The organism is Paenibacillus sp. J22P218 (genome assembly GCF_056269195.1).
The window spans coordinates 1,159,902-1,180,673 of the sequence record NZ_JBWDNL010000002.1 but is presented as its reverse complement, the minus strand read 5'-3'; the positions used below and the strand labels follow the sequence as shown (position 1 = coordinate 1,180,673).

At 48.7% G+C, this 20,772-nt stretch carries 22 protein-coding genes; 6 read left to right on the top strand and 16 right to left on the bottom strand.

Features of this window, described 5'->3' with window-relative positions; genetic code table 11:
• Window positions 1–16: 16 nt before the first annotated feature.
• Entirely contained in the window at window positions 17–1,228 is a 1,212-nt protein-coding gene (thrC, locus tag AC0YN0_RS14485) for a threonine synthase (protein WP_475821915.1), read from the bottom strand.
• A gap of 147 nt (window positions 1,229–1,375) precedes the next feature.
• Between thrC and AC0YN0_RS14480 the strand changes: the two genes are divergently transcribed.
• Window positions 1,376–2,272 carry a LysR family transcriptional regulator gene (locus tag AC0YN0_RS14480; protein ID WP_475821837.1) on the top strand — a complete coding sequence of 299 codons (897 nt, stop codon included), beginning with the start codon at window positions 1,376–1,378 and terminating at the stop codon, window positions 2,270–2,272.
• Between the two features lie 80 nt (window positions 2,273–2,352).
• Here the strand turns inward: AC0YN0_RS14480 and AC0YN0_RS14475 are convergent, their stop codons facing one another.
• Window positions 2,353–3,360, bottom strand: coding sequence for an aldo/keto reductase (locus AC0YN0_RS14475; RefSeq protein ID WP_475821836.1), 1,008 nt, complete (start codon window positions 3,358–3,360; stop codon window positions 2,353–2,355).
• Window positions 3,361–3,550: 190 nt separating this feature from the next.
• Between AC0YN0_RS14475 and AC0YN0_RS14470 the strand changes: the two genes are divergently transcribed.
• Both AC0YN0_RS14470 and AC0YN0_RS14465 read left to right on the top strand, forming a co-directional pair.
• A complete protein-coding gene (locus AC0YN0_RS14470; protein ID WP_475821835.1) occupies window positions 3,551–4,381 on the top strand; it encodes an AraC family transcriptional regulator in 831 nt (276 codons plus the stop codon).
• Between the two features lie 118 nt (window positions 4,382–4,499).
• On the top strand, window positions 4,500–5,300 hold the full coding sequence (locus AC0YN0_RS14465; RefSeq protein ID WP_475821834.1) for a hypothetical protein: 801 nt from the start codon (window positions 4,500–4,502) through the stop codon (window positions 5,298–5,300).
• 62 nt (window positions 5,301–5,362) lie between these two features.
• On the opposite strand, the gene AC0YN0_RS14460 is transcribed toward AC0YN0_RS14465, so the two are convergent.
• The 4 genes from AC0YN0_RS14460 to AC0YN0_RS14445 are packed head-to-tail and all read right to left on the bottom strand — an operon-like array spanning window position 5,363 to window position 7,971.
• Window positions 5,363–5,686 (bottom strand): winged helix-turn-helix domain-containing protein, encoded by a 324-nt coding sequence (locus tag AC0YN0_RS14460; protein WP_475821833.1) that lies wholly within the window; start codon window positions 5,684–5,686, stop codon window positions 5,363–5,365.
• Window positions 5,679–6,260 (bottom strand): hypothetical protein, encoded by a 582-nt coding sequence (locus AC0YN0_RS14455; RefSeq protein ID WP_475821832.1) that lies wholly within the window; start codon window positions 6,258–6,260, stop codon window positions 5,679–5,681. Before AC0YN0_RS14455 ends, AC0YN0_RS14460 begins: the two co-directional genes overlap by 8 nt.
• 44 nt (window positions 6,261–6,304) lie before the next feature.
• Window positions 6,305–7,051: an ABC transporter permease gene (locus AC0YN0_RS14450; protein WP_475821831.1), complete on the bottom strand. Its 747-nt coding sequence runs from the start codon at window positions 7,049–7,051 to the stop codon at window positions 6,305–6,307.
• Window positions 7,048–7,971, bottom strand: coding sequence for an ABC transporter ATP-binding protein (locus AC0YN0_RS14445; protein ID WP_475821830.1), 924 nt, complete (start codon window positions 7,969–7,971; stop codon window positions 7,048–7,050). Before AC0YN0_RS14445 ends, AC0YN0_RS14450 begins: the two co-directional genes overlap by 4 nt.
• A gap of 306 nt (window positions 7,972–8,277) precedes the next feature.
• Here AC0YN0_RS14445 and AC0YN0_RS14440 point away from each other — a divergent pair, with 306 nt between their 5' ends.
• The gene (locus AC0YN0_RS14440) at window positions 8,278–9,108 is read left to right on the top strand and encodes a sugar phosphate isomerase/epimerase family protein (RefSeq protein WP_475821829.1); all 831 of its coding nucleotides are present in this window, start codon (window positions 8,278–8,280) and stop codon (window positions 9,106–9,108) included.
• Between the two features lie 92 nt (window positions 9,109–9,200).
• On the opposite strand, the gene AC0YN0_RS14435 is transcribed toward AC0YN0_RS14440, so the two are convergent.
• A complete protein-coding gene (locus AC0YN0_RS14435) occupies window positions 9,201–10,139 on the bottom strand; it encodes a site-specific integrase (RefSeq protein ID WP_475821828.1) in 939 nt (312 codons plus the stop codon).
• A gap of 342 nt (window positions 10,140–10,481) precedes the next feature.
• Window positions 10,482–12,431 (bottom strand): ATP-dependent DNA helicase, encoded by a 1,950-nt coding sequence (locus AC0YN0_RS14430; RefSeq protein ID WP_475821827.1) that lies wholly within the window; start codon window positions 12,429–12,431, stop codon window positions 10,482–10,484.
• Window positions 12,432–12,578: 147 nt separating this feature from the next.
• Between AC0YN0_RS14430 and AC0YN0_RS14425 the strand changes: the two genes are divergently transcribed.
• A complete protein-coding gene (locus tag AC0YN0_RS14425) occupies window positions 12,579–12,908 on the top strand; it encodes a DUF5658 family protein (RefSeq protein WP_475821826.1) in 330 nt (109 codons plus the stop codon).
• Between the two features lie 166 nt (window positions 12,909–13,074).
• Window positions 13,075–14,256: a voltage-gated chloride channel family protein gene (locus AC0YN0_RS14420; RefSeq protein WP_475821825.1), complete on the top strand. Its 1,182-nt coding sequence runs from the start codon at window positions 13,075–13,077 to the stop codon at window positions 14,254–14,256.
• Between the two features lie 71 nt (window positions 14,257–14,327).
• On the opposite strand, the gene AC0YN0_RS14415 is transcribed toward AC0YN0_RS14420, so the two are convergent.
• The 8 genes from AC0YN0_RS14415 to AC0YN0_RS14380 all read right to left on the bottom strand — a co-directional run bounded on the left by AC0YN0_RS14415 (window position 14,328) and on the right by AC0YN0_RS14380 (window position 20,762).
• Entirely contained in the window at window positions 14,328–15,167 is an 840-nt protein-coding gene (locus AC0YN0_RS14415) for an undecaprenyl-diphosphate phosphatase (RefSeq protein WP_475821824.1), read from the bottom strand.
• Window positions 15,168–15,201: 34 nt separating this feature from the next.
• Window positions 15,202–16,077, bottom strand: coding sequence for a radical SAM/SPASM domain-containing protein (locus AC0YN0_RS14410; protein WP_475821823.1), 876 nt, complete (start codon window positions 16,075–16,077; stop codon window positions 15,202–15,204).
• A 130-nt stretch (window positions 16,078–16,207) separates the two neighbouring features.
• Window positions 16,208–16,885, bottom strand: a complete 678-nt coding sequence (locus AC0YN0_RS14405; RefSeq protein WP_475821822.1) for a DUF4166 domain-containing protein — start codon at window positions 16,883–16,885, stop codon at window positions 16,208–16,210.
• A gap of 180 nt (window positions 16,886–17,065) precedes the next feature.
• Window positions 17,066–17,833 carry a DoxX-like family protein gene (locus tag AC0YN0_RS14400; RefSeq protein WP_475821821.1) on the bottom strand — a complete coding sequence of 256 codons (768 nt, stop codon included), beginning with the start codon at window positions 17,831–17,833 and terminating at the stop codon, window positions 17,066–17,068.
• A 5-nt stretch (window positions 17,834–17,838) separates the two neighbouring features.
• A complete protein-coding gene (locus tag AC0YN0_RS14395; protein ID WP_475821820.1) occupies window positions 17,839–18,282 on the bottom strand; it encodes a thiol-disulfide oxidoreductase DCC family protein in 444 nt (147 codons plus the stop codon).
• 111 nt (window positions 18,283–18,393) lie between these two features.
• Window positions 18,394–19,038, bottom strand: coding sequence for a response regulator (locus tag AC0YN0_RS14390; protein ID WP_475821819.1), 645 nt, complete (start codon window positions 19,036–19,038; stop codon window positions 18,394–18,396).
• A gap of 42 nt (window positions 19,039–19,080) precedes the next feature.
• Window positions 19,081–20,418: a sensor histidine kinase gene (locus AC0YN0_RS14385; RefSeq protein ID WP_475821818.1), complete on the bottom strand. Its 1,338-nt coding sequence runs from the start codon at window positions 20,416–20,418 to the stop codon at window positions 19,081–19,083.
• Window positions 20,419–20,543: 125 nt separating this feature from the next.
• On the bottom strand, window positions 20,544–20,762 hold the full coding sequence (locus AC0YN0_RS14380; RefSeq protein WP_337101356.1) for a cold-inducible protein YdjO-related protein: 219 nt from the start codon (window positions 20,760–20,762) through the stop codon (window positions 20,544–20,546).
• Window positions 20,763–20,772 lie beyond the last annotated feature (10 nt).

The window sequence follows — 20,772 nt, the reverse complement described above, 5'->3', positions numbered from 1 at the left end:
ATATGCCATTTTTCGGCTATGAGAACAATTGTTCGTAACGTGTTGGCTGATCGTATCGTTTCAAGGCGTCAATGTCTTTGAGCAGATGACCGGTCAACAAACAGACCGCCGTTTCATCCTTGTCGATGATGCCATTCGCAGTGAGCTGCTTTAATCCGGCCAGCGAAGCGGCCGATGCGGGCTCACAGCCGATTCCAGAACGATCAATGACTGCTTTCGCGTCAAAAATCTGTTCGTCCGTGACCGATACCGTTACTCCGCTCGTGAAGTTTAGTGTTCGAAGCGCCTTGCGCCAGCTTGGCGGATTACCGATATTGAGCGCGGACGCTTCCGTCTTCGGCTCCGAACAAGCAACGAGAGTGTCCGCTTGCTGTTCAACCATACGGTGGAACGGGCTCGCTCCTTCCGCTTGCACGACTGCTACGCGAGGTGCTTTCTTGATGAAGCCGAGTGTCTTCAGCTCCTCCAGCCCTTTGCCTAAGGCTGACGTATTGCTAAGCGCCCCGCCAGGCAGTACGATCCAATCTGGCAGCTCCCAGTTCAAATATTGGGCAATTTCGAACACGATGCTTTTTTGTCCTTCGATTCGGAACGGGTTCACTGAATTGCATACATACATCCCAAGCTCTGCGGCATGCTGCTCCAAATAAGCGAGTCCATCGTCATAGGTGCCTTGAAAGCGAACGAGCTTGCCGCCATAAGCAATCGTTTGGCTTATTTTACTCGCGGCAACTCCCGCTTCGGGCAAATAGACATACGCCTCGCTTCCGGCAATAGATGCATACATCGCAAGTGAAGCCGACGTATTGCCGGTCGATGAGCACGCGAATCGGTTCATGCCAAGCCAGCTGCCGTGCGATACCGCAACCGTCATTCCGTTATCCTTGAACGAGCCGCTTGGATTCTCGCTTAAGGCTTTCAGCCATACGCCTCTAATTCCCGCATATTCCGCTGCCCTCGCTGACCGATACAAGCCGGTATTGCCTTCATATTTGGTTACAATATGCTGGGTTGGCAATTCAGGATGTATAAGCTCCTTGTAACGCCATACGCCACCTGAATACGGAGACATCCGATCCGATAACCGTTCGCGGAATAAAACCTTCAAATAATCGCTGTCTAGCCCCGCTAAATTCTGTTCAATTTGCAATAAGCCACCACAGCTGCATCTTGTCCGAGGTTTATACAGGTCCCATTCCAACGAGCACTCTGAACAACATAGCTTCATCATAACGCCTCCTCTTGATAGATGAAGAACGGCTTGCAGCTTCTTCTCTTGAGGCTTACAATAAACGATATTGATTCATAAAAATAATACATATTTATTAGCTAAACATAAATATCATTTATACTTCGAGTGAAGGAGGACGTAAAATTGAATCTTCATGCGCTTAAGCTATTCCATACCGCTGCTCAGGAAGGAAGCGTCACCCGCGCAGCGGAGCTGCTGCGCATCAGCCAGCCTGCCGTTACCATGCAAATTCGTAATCTTGAGAAAGAGATCGGAATGCCGCTGCTGCTGCCCAAAGGCAGAGGTGTGATGCTTACGGAAGCGGGACAATTCGTCGCCGAACAAGCCAGCCGGCTTTTTGCATTGGAGAGTGAGATTGACCGCTCTTTAATCGATTTCAAGTCAGGCTTGACCGGCAAGCTTCGTATTGCCGCCACATACTTGCCGTCCAACTTCCTGCTCCCTCATTGGATTGCTTCCTTCAAGCAGGATCGTCAAGGCGTGCAAGTGCTGCTCCAAACGGCGAATGCGCAAGAAACGATGTTGCGGCTATCCCGCTATGAGGCTGATCTCGCCATCATCGGCGGCGGTATCGAGTCCGCACCCGGGATCGTCCGCAGCCTGCTCTTCGAGGATCCGATGTGGTTCGTTGCTCCTAAAGGCCACGCGCTTGCGAATAAACGAGAGTTGACGCTTGCCGAAGTGCTGCGCGAGCCTTTCATTATGCGCGAGGAAGGCAGCCGAACACGCGAGATGCTGCTGGCATTATGCAAGTCGGCCAATATGGATCCACCTCGTGCTGCAGTACAATGGAATGGGATGAACGAAGCGGTTCGTGCGGTCAAGGCGGGAGTCGGCCTCTTATTCGCCTCTGCCTCGGAAGTGCGGGAGGATGTGCAGCGCGGCGATGTGGCACTTGTACACGTAAGCGGCAACCATGCGGTTAACCCTATTGCCATCTATTATCGCGAGGGAGAGAAGTTATCTCAGCAAACGCAAGCCTTTCTTGCTATTGCAAGTCATCATCATGTACTCCCTTAATAAAAAGGCAGCTATGACGCCGCATGCGCACGTTAGTATGATTGCGCAGGGGCGTAAAGCTGCCTATTGTTTTTATAATATTACCAAGGCACATCTCCGATATTGTGCATGATGCGGTCAATCTCGGCCAGCTCGTCCGCCGTTAGCGGCGCAAACGAAAGCGCCTTGACGTTTTCCTCAATCTGGCTAACACGACTGACGCCGATTAACGCCGATGTAACGCCGCCTTCACGCAATATCCAGTTCAAAGCGAGCTGCGACAATGTCTGACCGCGGCCTGCTGCGAGCTGCTCAAGCGCGCGGAACTTCTGCACGCGCTCTGGCGTCAATGCTGCCGGTTTAAGGCTGCTTGTTTCCGGCGACTTCGACTCTTGCTCAATTCGGTCGACGTACTTGTTCGTCAATTGGCCTCTGCCAAGCGGACAATACGCAATCGAGCCTACACCCTCCGCTTGCAAAATATCCTGCAAGCCGTCCTCGATCCAACGGTTAAGCATCGAATAGTTCGGTTGGTGAATTAGACAAGGCGTTCCTAGACGTTTCAATATATCAATCGCTTGCTGCGTCTGCTCCGCGCTGTAGTTGGAAAGACCGACATATAGCGCTTTGCCGGATCTTACCGCATAATCGAGCGCTCCCATCGTTTCTTCAAGCGGCGTCTCCGGATCGGGACGATGCGAATAGAAAATATCAACGTATTCGAGTCCCATGCGCTGCAAGCTGCGATCAAGGCTGGCCAGCAGGTTTTTGCGCGAGCCCCATTCTCCGTATGGACCTTCCCACATGTAATAGCCTGCTTTTGTCGAGATGAGCATTTCGTCGCGGTATGGCACAAGATCCTTCTTATAGATGCTGCCGAACGTCTCTTCGGCCGATCCAGCCGGCGGGCCATAATTGTTCGCAAGGTCGAAGTGCGTGATGCCCAGATCGAATGCGCGCGTTACCATCGCTCTTGAATTTTCGAGCGGCTGGTTGCCACCGAAGTTCTGCCATAGGCCAAGGGACAAAGCCGGCAGCTTAAGGCCGCTTTTTCCGCTGCGCTTATATTCCATTTCTTTATACCGGTCGCTACTTGCTCTGTATGTCATAATTCCAGCTCCTCTTCTACGGATCGTTGCGAATAATTGCCATGCAATAATGAAAACGGTGATTTTGTCGACATTTCAAAGTATACTTATAAAGACTAGACATTGGAATGTCGACAAGCAAGATCTATATGGCATAATGCAAGTTATCATGCCATCATAATTATCCATAAAACTACGGAGCTGATAACCATTGATAGAACGAATGGATCTGACTTATTTTTATAGCGGCAAGGAATCGTGTGAGCCCGGCTATACGTGGGGACCTGGCGTGAAGGATAGCTATAAGCTCGTATTCGTGCATGAAGGCCGCGGCACTTATTCGCTTAACGGGAAGCTTCATCATCTGCGCGAGGGCCAAGGCTTTGTCGTTTACCCGGATATGCTTCTCTATATGAAAGCGGATGAAAAAGAACCTTGGACACACTCCTGGCTCGCTTTTCACGGAGATTGTGTCGAGTCGCTGCTTGATCAAGCTCATCTTACGATAGACACGCCTGTATTCGAGCTGTCCGATTCCAAATGGTTCGATCGTTGGCTTGATCAATTGGATGCCGCCCATGCGATGGAACGCAATGGCAGCCTTATGATCCATAGTCTGCTCTATCTCATTGTGGCGAACTGGCTGGAGGAGCTGCTTGTTCCGATCGGACAACAGCCAGTGCTTAAGGCGAAGGAGAAATATGTACGGAAAGCAACGGAGTATATGAAAGCCAATTATTCCAAAAAGCTCAGCATAACTGATCTAGCAAGTCGAATCGGCATTGATCGTATTTACTTGTCCGCTTTATTCAAAGAGCTGGATCTGCAATCGCCACAGTCTTATCTCCTCCAGCTTCGGATGGACAAAGCAAGTGAGCTAATGGCAAACCCCGAGCTGACAGTGTCAGAGATCGCTCATTCCGTAGGTTATCAAGACCCGCTGCTTTTCTCGAAAATGTTCAAAAAAGTAAAAGGCGCATCGCCCTCCCATTACCGTCAGACAATGACTCCGGAAAAGAAACAACTCTTTCGACTTCCTTGAGAACGATGGGGTTTAGTTAACGATATTCGTTGCTTGACAGACATCTAAAGCTGCTCCTATAATGATTGAGTTATCTAATTGAAAATTATTATCACTTCCAATCATAGGAGGGTTTCCGATGACGACCGAATTGGATTTCTCGCTCATCAAGTATTTTTTTCATATCTCACCTGAAGGTGCTGAGCATCCGTCCTATTCGTTGCCGGCAGCTTCGTTCAACGATCTTGAGCAAGCGAAGCAAGCGGTTGAATACACGGGCGATTTCGTGCAAGCGATCGGAACGAAAACGGCTTCCTCGTTCATGGGCATGTCATTCTTCAACCTCGCCATTACGAAGCTGCTTATTGGCGTACTCCATAACCGCTCGCTTGACCTTCCTATCGAGAACTTAACTTATCAGCTTGAGAAACATGATGATCATGCTCATCTTGGCTATCGAATCAACGAAGTTCGCACTGTCGAAATACCAGAAGGAGAAGCGCGAACAGCTTTTATATTCAACGAAATGGCCTCATACATAGAGAACACGGTTACTCCGGGCATAGAAGCGATCGCCGCTGCCGGCAATGTGAAGACGGCGATGATCTGGACGCAGTTCGGAACCCATGCGCTAGAGGTTCGCGATTATGTCGTGGACTATATCAAACACCCGGGACTACTTGAGAGGTTCTTGCATGATTTTAATATTCTAATGGAGCTGCCAGCCGAGCTGTTCAAGCGCAGCCGCAATCCATTCATCCATACCCCGCGTTTCATCGATAATCCTTGGCATCCTGAGAAGCCGCTGATGATGAAGTCGGCATGCTGCTTCTACGATTGCAGGGTAGACGGAGATAAATGCTACGCCTGTCCAAGGATGCTGCCCGAAGAGCGTGAAGAGAGGAAAAAAGTCGTTCTCGCAACCGCTGCAGGCGAATAAGAACATCGAAACACAAAAGGCTGACAAGGATTGCAATATGCATCCTGTCAGCCTTTTGTGTGCTATTTGTTCAAATTTGCCGCCGATTGCGCCATACGAATAATTTTCTCAAGTCCGTCAATATAGTCTCGAAACCGTTCTATGCCAAGCTTAGTTGCGGTACAACTCGTTTTGGGCTTCTTACCTTCGAATGATTTCGTCACTTGAATATAGCCGGCTTCTTCCAGCACGCGGATATGGCTGCCAAGATTGCCCTCCGTCAGTTTCAGCTCTTTGCGCAGAAATACGAAATCGCATTCTCCGTGTACGGTAAGCAAACTCATAATGCCTAGACGTGCCTTCGCATGGATTGTATCGTCAATGGCATCAAGAATATTGTCACCCATTCCTCTTCCTCCGTTGCTGCAGCAAATATCCGAATACGATAATGCTTCCCCCGCCAAACACACCTAATACGATGTATTGATAGTCCAGCAGTATTAGCCTGGTTGCGATGGCTAACACGATAAACCATAACCCTAAGTAAACCGGGCCTTTACCTGCCATAGAGCCCATCGCGATATAGGATAATGCAATCAGTATCGTCCAGAAGAGCGCTGTGTAATCCGTGTTAATCATATTCGTCAAAAGCATAAAGCTGCCTGCGGCAAACATTGCAGCGAAGGGCAGCACATACATCCAGGTGCTGAATCCTCCCTCTCCCCAGCTTTGAGTCTTCATCATTCTACTTCCGATTATTCCGGATATCGCACCGCAAATGACTGCCGCAATGCCCCAATACCATATCGGCCATTCTTTCTGGTCGAAATGCATGCCTATGAATCCGACCGTCAAGTAAGCCCCCCATACATACATAAATGGGGATGCTTCCCCAAGCTTGCGTTCGTTTCTCGCAAGCAGTCCCTTAATATACTCAATATCCTGTAAGGCGCGTTGTCGCTCGCCCTCTAACTTACTCACGCAAACTCCTCCTCAAAAGGAATGATGAATCATGCCTAGTTGTATTAATGCTCCCATTTAAACAACATTAAAGCAAGAACAATAACGACGATGCCGAATCCGCCCATAATGAGAAGATCAGTGCCATAGCCGGCAAGCGTGCCGCCTTGCCACACCCCTTGCGCCAATTCGACGAAATGAGTCATTGGCAGCCAGCCGCTTGCTGCTTGCATGAATTCTGGAAGCGCCTCAACTGGCATGCCTACCCCGGACAAAAACAGCATCGGGAAGAAGATGACCATCGCGAAGCCGCTGGCCGCGCCCGGCGTCTTCGCCAGACCCGACATTGCAAAGCCAAGTCCAAAAAAGCAAATACAACCGAATAGCAAGCAAGCCAGCAATAAGAATAAGCCTGATGCCGTGATGTTAATATTCCAGAACAGCTTTGCCACTACGATAATCTCCAGCGCACCGGCTAATACAAGCAATAGACCTTGCACCGCATGCGAAGCAAGCACCGAAGATTTCCTTACCGGACTAACGCGGAAACGTCTCAATATCCCTGCTTCACGAAGTGTAATGATGTTAATATTTAACGTGAATACAGAAACGGAAATGACATTTAATACGCATAAAGCGGGCACGTAGGATTCGATATACCGTAGACCACCAGGCTCGCTCGTCGTATTTCCGAATATCGATCCGAAGATGGCTAACATAAGTATCGGATAGACTAGCACCCAGAAGACGGTCAACCAGTCACGCAAGTAAAGCTTCATATCGAACTTGACGAGCTTAGCGAATGCGATCATGACGCAGTCTCCTTTTCAGTTGCAGTTAATTGGTTGAATACATCATTCATAGAAGCGTCCTCCAGCTTCAGCTCGCTAATGAGCCAATCCCCTTCGGCTGCATAGGCGTACAAATGTTTCAACGTTTGATCGATATTATTAGTCTGAAGCTTGATGAGCGGTTCTGTTATTTCCACATGCGTGGTATAAGGCAAAGCTTGCAGCTTTTGCATATCAGCAAAGCTATTGTTTTGGAATTGAATCGATCTTGTTCCGCCTATTTTGGCGATGAGTTGTCTAGGCGTATCGAGGGCGATGATACGACCCTTATCGATAACGGCAATCCGATCACAGAGATGCTCGGCTTCTTCCATATAGTGCGTCGTTACGACAATTGTTCGTCCCTCGCTTCGCAGACGATGGATCATTTCCCACATTTCTTTCCTCGCATTCGGATCAAGGCCCATGCTTGGCTCATCAAGAAACACGATCTCCGGATCGTTAATGAGCGCAAGCGCCAGCGATACTCGCTGCTTCCAACCGCCAGACAATGATTTTATATACGCGTTCTGCTTATCCTCAAGCTCCAGGAATGAATTGATCTTCTTAAGATCAATTCTTTTGTCATAGAATGAGGCGAACAGCTCGAAGACTTCTTTCACCTTCGCCTTTTGGGGAATGGCCGTCGATTGCAGCAGTACGCCAATTCTTTGCTTTACGGCAGAAGCTTCGGTACGAATGTTGCGGCCAAGAACAGTCGCTGTTCCGCTATCTGCTTTGCGCAAGCCTTCAATGATCTCGATTAAGGTTGTTTTGCCTGCCCCGTTTGGACCGACAATCCCGAAAATTTCACCCTGCTTCACCTGCAGCGACAAGCCGTGTATAGCGACCTTACGGCCATACAGCTTGCGTACGTTGTCCAGTTCAATGACATATTGCAATCGTTAGCCCTCCCCGATCTCTTTCGTATAGACCACTCTGTAGTTCAGAGTACTTTGTTGAAAGAGAGATGTCAATCCTAATTTCCCAAAAATTACTTTTTGTATGTTGAGAAAAGCGCATAAGAAAAAGCCAAAAATGCTACATATATTCTTTGGCTGCAAGTGGTATGCTAGATTCAATGTTTCGTAGCGTAAACGGCTGTCGCACAGCTATCGTTTCGCGTTGAAATATAAGCACAGTATGAGCAGCGAGTTTTTTTACATTCTTATATTTAGAAAAAAATACTAGATGAGGTGGTTGAGTCAATGTCCTATTTATCCGTAAGTACATGGAGCTTGCATCGCATGCTCGGACCTCTTCGCTGGACAGCATGGGATACCGAGCAAAGCCAGCACATAACCCAAGTGCAAGAACAGCCTCAAGTGCATACGCTGCTAGAACTTCCAGCAGTTGCCGCTGAACGCGGTTATCAAGCAATTGAAGTATGCCATTTTCACTTTCCAGATACGAGTCCCGCTTATTTGCACCAATTAAGAGCCGCGTTCCAGGAAGCAGGATTATCGTTCGATACGCTTCTGCTGGACTACGGCGATCTTACCTCTGAGGAATCTGCTCGCCGTACAGCCGATTTGCAACTGATGCGTGAATGGATCGATATTGCTTCCGAGTGCGGCGCCAAGCAGATTCGTATCGTTGCCGGCGAAGCAGCACCGGATAATGAACAAGCAATTCGTCAGTCCGCGGAGTTATTGAAGACACTTGCAGATTATGGTGCCCCCATTGGAGTACGTGTCGTTACCGAAAATTTCAAAGCTCTTACCTCCACGGCTCATTCAAGCGAGCAGCTATTGAATTTGGCTGGTGAGCAAGTCGGTTTTATTACCGACTTCGGCAACTATAAGGGAGCTGCAGTAGCCGAAGAAATTGCGCGAACGACACCTCTGAGCGTGTCGATTCATGCGAAAGCCGATTTTGACGAAGCGGGTATTCCGAATGAACCCCTCTTCGTGCAATACCTTGAAGCTACGGCAGCAGCGAAGTTCGACGGGGCATATGTACTGATTTATGACGGTCCGGGAGATATGTGGGAAGGGCTTGAGCGTGTTAGACGTATTGTCGAGCCTTATATCAATTAATGTTATTAATTAGTTATCTCGATTTATAAAATAAAAACCGATGCCTATTGCATCGGTTTTTATTTTATGTCATTAAGTTTACATAATTATAGTTATGTTCTTTTATAGGCGGGAATATGAATTTGCGATGCAATGTTATTCATTGCCGTTTGCAGCTGCTTGTTATCGATATGCGTATAGATTTGCGTCGTTTCAATGCTCGCGTGGCCTAACAGCTCCTGCAATGTTCGAATATCCGTGCCGCTGCGAATCTGCATAGTAGCGAACGAATGCCGAAGCTTATGACTGGACATGCGCTTCGGCGCTAGCGAAGGCATATCTGCCTTGAGCTGCTTGAACGCATCGTCGGCTACGGTCTGAATCATCCGCACTGACAGCCGTCTGCCGAATTGCGAGACGAACATCGGCTGCTCCTTGCCCTGCTTCGCCTCTGCTCTCTCCTCGATCGCTTGCCGCATGACGTCTTGGAGCGATTGAGGAAGCGGAATTACTCGCCATTTGCGTCCTTTGCCGAGTATATGGATCGATCCGTCCGCCTGGAAATCATGTACATTCATGCGGTGAACCTCGCCAACTCGCAAGCCGGCATAGGCCATGAGCAGCACGATGCATAGATTGCGGCCATAATGCTTGCCGCCTAGCTTCTGTATGAAAGCTTCCAGCTCACCTGCCTCAAGGTAAGAAGGGATTTTGTTTTTCTCCTGCTTGGATTTGGCGATAAGCGCGGCAGGGTTAGCTTCAAGCTGCTCTAATTCGATGAGCGCTTTGAAGAACGCCCGCAGAGCAGACAGCTTTCTGTTGCGAGCTTCGTCGCCCGCTCCATTCTCGCGGCAGGTTGACATGAACCTCATCACATCCATCTTTGTTAGCAGGTTCACTTTAGACGGATAAGCCGAATGAAGGAACTGAGTCGTATCGCTCAAGTAAGCACGCTGCGTCGCTTTCGTCATCCCGTTATTTTTCATCCAAATCGAGAACAAGTCCAATTCATCGCTGTAGCTATCAAGCAGCTCATGCTGTGTATGTACCAAGTGTTACTTAACCTCCGTCAAAATTCGCATTTTCATTCCGAAATAAGCTCTATAACTGCTCATATCATACCGAAAAAGTGCCTTACAATGCAAATTGCATGAAATATGTATTTCACGCAATTATTTTCTCGAAAAAAAGGAAGGCTTTCCGCCTTCGAATAGCCCTATATAGGTGTTGAAAGAATAGGAACGTAACAGGTTACCGTATGACTCCGTTCTTCATCCGAATTGTAGCGGGCATACCACTTGCGGAGTATACTTTTTTAACGAGATCGACTGCAATAGAGAAAAACCCCTGATCCTATCCGGAAGATTCCGAAACGAGAAAAGGGGCTTGGTTATTTAGATCGTTTGCGTGTTCACGCCTGCCGGCAATACATGCTTGACTTGCTCGCGTACATGCTCGCTAGCGAGCATGTCGCCGAAGATGACAATAGAGCCGCTGTCTTCGCGGGTGCGAATCAGTCTGCCAATTCCTTGTCTTAAGCGAAGCAGCATGTAGGGCATATCCACCTCGTCGAACGGATTAACCGCATCTTCCCGACGTGCATCGAAGACAGGATCGTTCGGAGGGAACGGCAAATCCCAGATTATGACTTTCGACAAAGAATCACCGGGTATATCGAGTCCTTCCCATAGCGTAACCGCACATAGGATGCTTTCGGTCTGCTGCTGGAACTGGGCGATGAGATGGCTAATCTCAGCCGAGCCTTCGTAAAGGAACGGATACTCGCAGCTGTGACTTCCACCATCTTGCACGGATTGTTTGAAGCGCTCTAGCTGGTCCATTGAAGGGAACAAAATTAACGAACCTCCCTTGGCTTCGCCTAACTGCCTAAGAGTGCGTTCTACTTTGCTGTCGAAGTCAATCTCCGTATCCATGCCTTGTATGAATACATCCATTTGCTCGGCATATTCGTAAGGCGATGCAACGGAAAACGATAACGGATCTTCAATGCCTAAGATTTGAGTCATGTAGTCGAAAGAACCATCTACGGACAGTGTAGCCGACGAGAAAACGATCGGCATTTGAAGGCCGAACACTTGCTCTTGCAGCACTTCCTTCACCCACTTCGGCATAATGACGAGCGAGATGCCTTCCTTATCTGTCGTAACCCAGCTAATCGGCTGCTCCTGCCGCTTGTACAGCGACAAAGCGAATTGGAGCATCTCGATATGCTCCTCAACGATTTTCAATTGATATTCGTCGATCGTGAATAGGCCGCTTTCAAAAACGAGCTCTTCTTCGATCTCGGACATCATATCTTGGAACCGGTTCACCTGTTGCAGCAGCTCGGCGTTCCAAATGATCTGCTTGCGATTCGACGCCTGCACGCTGCGGCTGTTACGTTCAATCAGGGAAAACAGGTGCTCGCTCTGGGTTAGCGCGTTCTCAATCGCATAGGCTAACGATTCCCGAATATCATCCTGCAGCAATCTTGTAATGATACTTTCGAATACATGATGGTTCAACTTGTACGTTAGCGCCTGCTGTGCAGCCGTTTCAAGTAAATGTCCTTCATCGAATACGACTGAGCTATGCGCTGGAAGCAGCGGCAGCTGTCCTTCGCGCTTGCGCGCCTCAAAGGTCCATATATGCTCCATATAGAAGTCATGGGAACAGATGATAAGATCGGCCGCTTTGCGATAGTCATCGCGGGACAACGTCTGTCCGCAGCGATGTCTTCGATCGCAAACGAGGCAATCCTGGAACACATCCCAGCCGACCTTGCCCCATTGCGAATCGTTTAACTCCGGATATTCCTTGCGATTGCCGTACGGATGGAACGACTGCATCGTTTCCGGCTTGTAGACGAACGATGGCAGCTTGCGGAATATGTCATCATAAAGCTCGGCTTCGCCGTCAAAATCACTTCGCGCATCATCCAGCTTATTCAGGCATAAATATTGATCCTGCGACTTCGCCATTCTAGCATCGATCGTTAGACCGAGATGACGAGAAAGCTTGGCAATATCGCCTTCCGGCTTCAGCAACTGCTCGATGAGCGATTCGTCGGCGCAAGCGATAATAGCCGGTTTTCTCGTATAACGCGCATAACTGAGCGCATATAACAAGTAAACGAATGTTTTGCCTGTTCCTACGCCAGCCTCTGCGAAAATCGTTTTTTTATCCGCATACGCTCTCTCCAGCTGAAACGCCATATAGATTTGTTCATCGCGCACTTCAAAGCCGGCTTCGGGCAGCTTCTCGTAGAAAACATCGGCAATCCAGTCGCTTGCCTGCTGAATGTAAGGCTCTTTGGGGTTAAATTCGAAAGGGTAATTATTCACTTCTACTTGTCTCCAATGGCTGCTTGTATAGTTGATCATTTACTCCATACTGCAGCTCGCTACCATCCATCTTAGGATGGTAGTCGCTGCACTTGGACGATAATAATAAAAATGTTATTGCGAATATTAGGGCAAGGAGGATAAACAATGAACGTTTCGACCGGTAAATCAACTCGCATGATGTTCATTGGACTGCTTGTGTGCAGCATAACGGATGCGATATTTACGGATGTAGGCTTGCGGCTTCAGCTCATTGAAGAGCTTAACCCGCTAGTCAAACATATTTACGAAACGAATCGGCTCAGCTATTACGGCATTAAGCTGCTGCTGCCCCTCCTTTTACTGTTCCTCTATCCGCGTTTGAAGCCTTATAGACGGATTCACGCTTCAATTTCGGTCACGTTTCTCCTCTATTTGGCTGTTAATGCGTACCATGCGATATGGCTGTCGATCAGCCTTAGCAAAGGACTGTTCTAACTATACCATATTCGATTTGGACATGTCGGTGTATAATAGCAGATAGCTGCGAGAATGTACAGGTTCTCACAAATAATTGTGCTAGGAGTATATTCCTTTGTCCTCTATTCGAACTAAAATACAATACGCGATTAATCGTTTCACCCCTCTAGGCGTTGCTGTATATATGCTTAAATGGGTTTTGATCGCCGGCATTGTCGGGGTGCTTGCCGGTTCTGCTTCGTCATTATTTCTATATGGCTTAGAGTATGTCACGGATACGAGACTAAGTCATGGCTGGCTATTGTGGCTGTTGCCGTTCGGCGGTGCTGCGATTAGCTATCTATATATGAAATATGGCGGCGAGTCAGGCAAAGGAAATAATCTTGTTTTGGAGCAAATTCACAAAGGCGACGGCATCGTTCCCTTGCGTATGGTTCCGTTTGTATTGATAGGAACGTGGACGACGCATCTGTTCGGCGGCTCCGCCGGCAGAGAAGGAACGGCTGTCCAGATGGGCGGCAGCTTGGCGGAGTGGGTCGGCAAACGGTTTCGACTGCAAGCGCCGGACCGCAAAATTGTTTTAATCTGCGGAATCGGCGCCGGCTTCGGTTCCATTTTCGGTACGCCTCTATCCGGCACGGTGTTCGGTCTTGAAGTGCTCGCGATCGGATTGCTGAGCTATGAAGCGCTGCTTCCTTGTTTTATTGCGAGCTACACAGGCCATCTCATCACCACCGCATGGGGAGTTGCACATGTTCATTATGCAATGGGGGAGGTACCTGACCTACAGCCAATGGTGCTTTTAAAAGTTGTCATCGCTTCGATTTTGTTTGGATTAATGGCATTAACTTTCATCAAACTGACACAAGCGACGAAAGCTTGGTTCGGAAAGCTGTTCAAGCATGCGGCTCTCCGCAGCTTCATTGGCGGCTTCATCATCATTGGTTTGGTCTATGTAGCAGGATCGAGAGCGTACATCGGTCTTGGCATCCCGCTCATGCAGCAATCGTTCGCGGAAGCTGCATCACCGCTCGCTTTTATATGGAAAACCGTATTTACTGCCGTTACGCTTGGCGCGGGTTTCCAAGGCGGCGAGGTTACGCCATTATTCGTAATCGGCTCGACACTGGGCAGTTCGCTTGCTGCGCTGCTGCAGCTGTCCGTCCCTTTTCTCGCTGCTATCGGCTTCGTATCCGTATTCAGCGGAGCAGTCAATACACCGCTCGCCTGCTTCATTATGGGCATTGAACTGTTCGGCGGCGAGGGCGCGATCTACTTGTTCATCGGCTGCATCATCAGTTACCTATGCTCGGGCCGCTCCGGCATCTATTCAGCTCAACAGCTTGGAATCGGCAAGCCCAAATGATAATCCGAAAAGTGGCGGTTACAGGAACTGATTCCCGTAACCGCCACTTTTCTCATGCCATCAAACCTGTTTTAGAAATAAACGATATAAATAATCGCAGCGAGCACGATACGGTAAACCGCAAACGGGACGAGTTTGATCCGATTAATGAGCTTCAAGAAGAAGCGGATCGAGATCAACGCGAATACGAACGCCGCAATAAAACCAGCAATAAAGTATGGCAGATAATCGAGCGTGAAGTACTCCCAATTCTTAGCAAGCGACAGAAGGCTCGCACCCGCCATGATCGGAACGGCCATTATGAACGTGAAGTCCGCCGCCGCGCGATGGCTTAGTCCGAGTAAGACGCCGCCGGAAATCGTCGAACCGGAACGCGAGAAACCCGGCCATAACGAGATACATTGTATAAGTCCTACGCTGAACGCCTGCTTGTACGTAATTTGATCGACCGTCTCGACCTTCGGACGCTTAGGTCCGAATTTGTCTGCGATAATCATGAATACGGCGCCAATGACCAGTCCTACAAGCACGGTTCGGATGGAGAACAGATGCTCATCAATGTAATCGTCGAACAGCAAGCCAAGCACGCCTGCAGGAATAAGCCCGGTAATGACATGGCCCAACTTCAGACGGCGACCGCCCTGCTCTCCCCCGTTCTCATCTCTCTTCCCTCTGCGCAAGCCGAGCATCTCAATGAATCGTTCACTGAAAATAATAAGAACAGCCAGGATCGAGCCTAGCTGAATGACAATCTTGAACGTATTCGCCACATATTTCGTTAAAAACGCCTCGGAATGAAGCCACATGTCATCGACGATGACCATATGTCCGGTGGAGGATACAGGAGCAAACTCCGTAAGCCCTTCTACAATTCCTAAAATAATCGCTTTGATAATCATTATGAAATCCATGATGCACGCATTCTCCTATCTTCTCATCTCTCTATTATCCGAACCGCTTGCGATAGCCGCACTTACGGCACAGCTCCTCTACAGCCTCACGACGCGAGAAGCCTTCATACAGCTTCGTTGCGCGCTCTCCCTCCACGATGTCAGAGAAATGCCCATCGTGAATGTTGCCCAGATTAATGACCCCTTCGCCGTCAAGACAGCAAGGAATAACCGTTCCGTCGATCAGAACGCCAGCTTGATTGCGGAGCGCATAACAGAACCCTTTCCCATCGTCCTCAGGCGCATTCAAATCCGGCCAATCGAACTCGGGATCCTGGTTCAAATATATCCGTTCAGCGATCTTCACTCCCGTGCCTGGGATGAACTGCTCGTCGATCCTATAATCCAGATCGAACGCCTTCTCAATCATCGCAAGCAGCTCGCGATTGCGCATCTTCTGCAGATTGGTTTCATTATCCATGTCGAGATTCCACAGACGGAACGAGATGATAATGTTGCTACTCGCTACCGCTTCCTTCACAAAACTTAATATTTCTGCGAGATAACCTTCTTTATCGGTTGATCCGGGATGGCCGTCGAAGCTATGAAGCGAGAAATTCATTTGGCGCAATGCCGGCTTGTTTATAATCTTAGGCTTGGCTTTCTTAATGAGCGTACCGTTCGTCGTAATATTAACCTTGAAGCCCTTCTCATGGCTAATATCGAGCAGCTCCTCGATCTTCGGATGAAGCAGCGGTTCGCCCTTCACATGGAAATAAATATAGTCGGTATGCGGTTTTATTTGATCGAGCGTCTTCTTGAAATCTTCCACTTGCAAGAAACCTTTCGCGCGCTGCGTTGGCGGGCAGAACGTGCAAGAAAGATTGCAAATGCTCGTTGTCTCGATATAGAACTTCTTGAACCTCTTCATTAGTAATATGCTCCATTCGTAAATAACAATGGCTGACAGCTTGCGAGTGCTGAGGCCCTATTCTGTGTAGTCTATTGCCATTATACAACGTTTACTAGGAGCATGACAAAAAAGGATTATGAGAGAGCGGTTATTCGCGGCTTTCGCTGCGAAGCGGTTTAATACCGATTGGAATGGCTTCCTCGTCCGTGGCGATGAATGAAGCCTGGAATGTACCCTCGTAACGGAACACCGTCCCAAGCAGCTTGTTGCGTACCTGTACCGTAATTCGATAGCAAGCCAACTCGTCATCATACCATTCGCATACGTCGGCGAAGCCCGTTAGCAGACTCGGGAAAATAAATTGCAGCTTTCCCTCATAAAAACGCTGTTCACCGGAGCATATGCGCAGTCCGCCGTTAGGTGCGACCGACAGCTCAAGATCGACCGCTAAATGCTGCTTGTTGCCTAGATAATCAACGATTGCTTGACGGCGCTTGCTGAATACCATTGTCGCATCAAAATGTCTAACGATTCGCGGGAATTCGAACTTGCGGATCCATGTTACCGTCTCTCTGCCCGAAGGATCGACATATGCGTAGTTCTCTATCGTGAACGGAATGTTGCGCCCGCCATTCGGAAACATAATATGGCGGAACGTGCCTAGAAATAACGGCAGCAGCGCCCACTTGGAGTACCAGATTTGTTTCATAACGCCGTGTCCGATCGACGCCTTACGATCGCGGCTGCTGAACCCGAACCGCTGCTGGATGCGCGGGTGAAGCTTGCCAAAGTCGGCTCCAAGCGCTTGCTCATAGATGGACTTCATGGACTTTCCCCCTTCCCGACTTACGTGTTGCAGGCGGTTTTCTAATACATCTGGCTGCGCTTGGAAGGAGGTTTCGTGTCTTGTAGGCTGCGAAGCAGCAAGCAAGCATGGGCAGTGACATGGTAACGGGGTTAAATGGGGAGTGCAGCATTTCGGGATAGACGATGCAGATCGGAACCGTTACAGAAGCAATAATGCAGCTTGTAGTATGAAAGACCATGCGGAACGATGACCGATTGCAGCGGCTAAACCAAGGAATAGCTCGAGTATTCCGAGCAAACGAATCATCGGCATTTCGAAGCCTCCGAACATACCCGTATGCTGCATAATATCGAACTCTCCGCTTGTCTCTGTATAGATTAGCTTAGGAATAAGGCCCATATAAAACCAAAGCGATACTAACGTAATGACACTCGTATAATGGACAAGAGCTCTGCCCGCGGTGACGGACGGCGGAATACGATGCTCCAGCCATATCCGCAGACGATCGAAGCTCCAAGCCGTCGCGAAGCCGAACAGCGGTCTGAACACGGCGGTATCGAATAGCTTGCCTAGAAGGCCGAAGCGGGTTTGATAGTCATAGAAATTAATGAACTTGACGATGCCATCCCCTTCAGGTTTGTAGCTCCAATATCCCCCGCCTTGGCTGATCAGAGACACAGGCTGTTCCGAGCGGAAGGAAAGCGTCGATACACGAGTTTCTTTCCCGTCTTTCCCTGCTTTCTCTTTACTCGTCGTTATTCCCGTCCCTTCAATCTGCAGACCAAAGCCAATTCGCGTACGATATTGAAAATGTTGTTCTGCCTCTTCTTGTTCACGGGGCAAATAGTTAATTTCAGTAAATCGCAAATCCCATTGCTGGTGCAGCTCGGGCTGCTGCGTATGAACCCACAGTTCTTCCAACGGCGCTTCAATATTCAGCTCTACGTAGATCGGCTTCCGCTTCACAACGTTCACTCCTTGTCATTGTTTATAAGTGGATCATCGATAAACCGCTCGCGCAAGGCTGCATTCGGCAGCAGACAGCTTTCCGATCTGCCAAACCAACGATAGCGATTGCTGGCGATGAAGCTATACACGACATTCCGAATTGGCGCAGGTACGATAATGAACGGATAGAGCAGCGGCCATAGGCCGTTCAACTGGCTAAGCACTCTCAACGCGGCTCCCGACTTCGTATAATAACGTCCGCCGCGGATGAATACGAACGTATCCAGGTCGTGGAGCGGAAGACCGCCCTCTGCAAGCAGCCGCTGTCCGATCTGCGATTGAAGCGAGGCGAATTGGAACATAGCCTCTTTGTCGCGCTTGATGACGAACTTCGTGATGCCGTTGCATAGGTGACAATGCCCATCAACGAGCATGATCATTGGTTGCTTCTGTTTTTTTTCGCTCATCGTGTTCAATCCTCTCTGCTTGCTTCTATTTTAATGCTGACCCTGCCTCTCAGGGCAGACCTAACTTTTGTAGTACGATCGACAAAGGGGTACTACGATTTGTAGTACCCCTTAATTTTTATTGCCGTCTGATTCATCCATTAGACCACGTTTCTTCACTTTCTCGATCGCTTCCTTGCTGCTTTTGACACCAAACTTTTTGAGCATTTTGTTTACCTGATTTTTGAGCGTGCTTTCCGCTTTATACAGCTTCTGCTCGATTTGGCTCTGCGTATGCCCGGTTTCAATAAGCTCGAACACTTCTCGCTCGGCCGGAGTTAAGTCTTTAAGCTGCTCTTCACGTTTGAGTCTGGCGAACTCCTTAAGCAGCGCCTCCATTGGGGCTGGGTAGAGATGGGCATTCCGAATCGTCTGGGGCAGCTCCTTGAACTGGGTTTTCTCCAAATATTGAATCGCTCCGGCGGTGAAAGCTCTCGTCATCGAATTCTCATCATTTAATGACGTTAACATAATAATCTTCGCCGACGTCAATCCGTGCAATTCCATCGCGGTCTGAATGCCGTCAAGTCTGCTGCCAGCCAGCTGTATATCCATTAATATAATATCGATCTGCGTCGTCTGCGCTCCTCGTACCGCGTCATCGGCATTCGTGGCTGCACCAACAACGAGAATATCCTGTTCTCGGTTCAGATAGGAAGTGATCGCTTTAATCCAATCCGGATCATCTTCCACGACGTACACCTTAATATGATTCATCTTAGCACCCTCCTGGCGCGCGCGTTCTGCTTAGCCTGACTCTTAACCTATTCGGACTACTTTATGGCGGGGAAAATAAAACGATACGGCAAGTCCGCCTCTCTCCCCGTTCGCAAGCTTCACGCTTCCGCCGCTTTTCGCCATCACATTGTAGACATACGATAAGCCAAGACCGAAGTTTTTGCCTGATTTGCCGCTGCTGTAGAACGGATCGAATACTCGGTTCAGCTGCTCCGGCGGAATGCCTTTCCCGCTATCTTGAATCGTAAGCACGACTGCGCGTTTGACAGCCTCTATCTTAATGTTTATATTTCCTTTACCATCCGCAGCCATTGCTTCACATGCATTCGTTAACACGTTGCTGATCGATTCAGCCAAGTGGAACGGATCGCATACAATGACCGGCTTAACCTCATAACGGCTTGCAACTTCCACATCATATTTTTGGAAAAGACCGCTGTGATGTACGATACATTGCTCCATCAGCTTATCGAGCCGGGTCGATTGCTCCTGAAGCTCGATCGTCCTCATTTGATTGTGAATGCGCGATACGATGCCCAGCATATGCTCGGTTGCATTTTCGATAATTTGCATATGCTGCTGTGATTGCTCGCTGGCTACGCTATCGCCGGTGTAGATGCTTTTCAAATTTTCGGTGCTTATGGCGATTTTGCCAATCTCGTTCTTAATGGAATGATTAAGCAGCGCCGTACCGGAGCTGACCGCCTGCATCGTGCTTTGAAGCGGGTCTTGCTCGAACTTAAGCCTGACGCCAAGCACTCCGTACAGAAACGTACAAAGCAGCGCCAGTGCGAAGGAATAGATCATAAATACCGAAATGTATTGAAAGAAATCAAAGGATGGATAGATCACTTTAGCAACGTAGATAAAGATAAGAACGCCAAGCAAGGGCGGCACGATGATCAACATCGAGATGAAGCGATTTCGTTTCATGCGAGCATCTGTTTCTTGCCAGAACGACGTAATGAGCAAGTAACAGGTCATTAAATAATAAGGTGCGCTGCATAGGAGCAGTACGATAAAAAAAACACTGCGATTTGGCAAGCTATATTCTAGAATAGCCATAATAGCCGATGGAATAAGCAGCAATAGCTTCGCCCTTCGATTGCCTCTCCCCGTACGAAGCTTGTCCGCATACAATAAGCTGAATATAAGAACGCCATACGGAGTAATCGTATAGTTTAATAGCTGAACAAGTCTAGCTGCATTTAGAGCATTATGACTAATAAGCCAATCTGTAGTACCGCCAATTGCAGCGAAAAATAGGAAAAACGACGCCCAGCGGCTTGATTCGCTGCTGCGATTGTTAATCCATACAATAATGGCAGCCAGCAGCAGCGCGGCAAAATAAAATAACATGACGTTGTACCGTCCTTATTTTTCGAAGAATAACTTTATCCTACCACAGATTGGTAGCACTGAGAACGTTAAAGCCCAGCCGCCTTGATGTAAGGGGCTGGGCTTGCTTTACTGTTATAAATAATTTAAAAGTCGGATTTAGGCTTGCGCGGCTGCGGCTTCGCTTTGTTCTGAACGGCTGGCAGATGTCTCATGCTTCGAAGCATTGGTCCTTTGCAGATTGGGCACGCCTGCTCAGTCGCAGATGCGAACTCATCTCTTACCCATGCTTTGCAGTCGCTGTTTTTGCATTTCCATATTTTCGTCGGTTTAAGCTTCGGTTTTGCTTCATCGCTAGTAGTCACGCTTGTGTAT

Bases quoted from the DNA above. Each gene is read 5' to 3' on its own strand.
- thrC (WP_475821915.1), bottom strand. From the start codon at position 1,228: ATGAAGCTATGTTGTTCAGAGTGCTCGTTGGAATGGGACCTGTATAAA.
- AC0YN0_RS14475 (WP_475821836.1), bottom strand. From the start codon at position 3,360: ATGACATACAGAGCAAGTAGCGACCGGTATAAAGAAATGGAATATAAG.
- AC0YN0_RS14465 (WP_475821834.1), top strand. From the start codon at position 4,500: ATGACGACCGAATTGGATTTCTCGCTCATCAAGTATTTTTTTCATATC.
- AC0YN0_RS14460 (WP_475821833.1), bottom strand. From the start codon at position 5,686: ATGGGTGACAATATTCTTGATGCCATTGACGATACAATCCATGCGAAG.
- AC0YN0_RS14450 (WP_475821831.1), bottom strand. From the start codon at position 7,051: ATGATCGCATTCGCTAAGCTCGTCAAGTTCGATATGAAGCTTTACTTG.
- AC0YN0_RS14440 (WP_475821829.1), top strand. From the start codon at position 8,278: ATGTCCTATTTATCCGTAAGTACATGGAGCTTGCATCGCATGCTCGGA.
- AC0YN0_RS14425 (WP_475821826.1), top strand. From the start codon at position 12,579: ATGAACGTTTCGACCGGTAAATCAACTCGCATGATGTTCATTGGACTG.
- AC0YN0_RS14420 (WP_475821825.1), top strand. From the start codon at position 13,075: ATGCTTAAATGGGTTTTGATCGCCGGCATTGTCGGGGTGCTTGCCGGT.
- AC0YN0_RS14415 (WP_475821824.1), bottom strand. From the start codon at position 15,167: ATGGATTTCATAATGATTATCAAAGCGATTATTTTAGGAATTGTAGAA.
- AC0YN0_RS14410 (WP_475821823.1), bottom strand. From the start codon at position 16,077: ATGAAGAGGTTCAAGAAGTTCTATATCGAGACAACGAGCATTTGCAAT.
- AC0YN0_RS14405 (WP_475821822.1), bottom strand. From the start codon at position 16,885: ATGAAGTCCATCTATGAGCAAGCGCTTGGAGCCGACTTTGGCAAGCTT.
- AC0YN0_RS14395 (WP_475821820.1), bottom strand. From the start codon at position 18,282: ATGAGCGAAAAAAAACAGAAGCAACCAATGATCATGCTCGTTGATGGG.
- AC0YN0_RS14390 (WP_475821819.1), bottom strand. From the start codon at position 19,038: ATGAATCATATTAAGGTGTACGTCGTGGAAGATGATCCGGATTGGATT.
- AC0YN0_RS14385 (WP_475821818.1), bottom strand. From the start codon at position 20,418: ATGTTATTTTATTTTGCCGCGCTGCTGCTGGCTGCCATTATTGTATGG.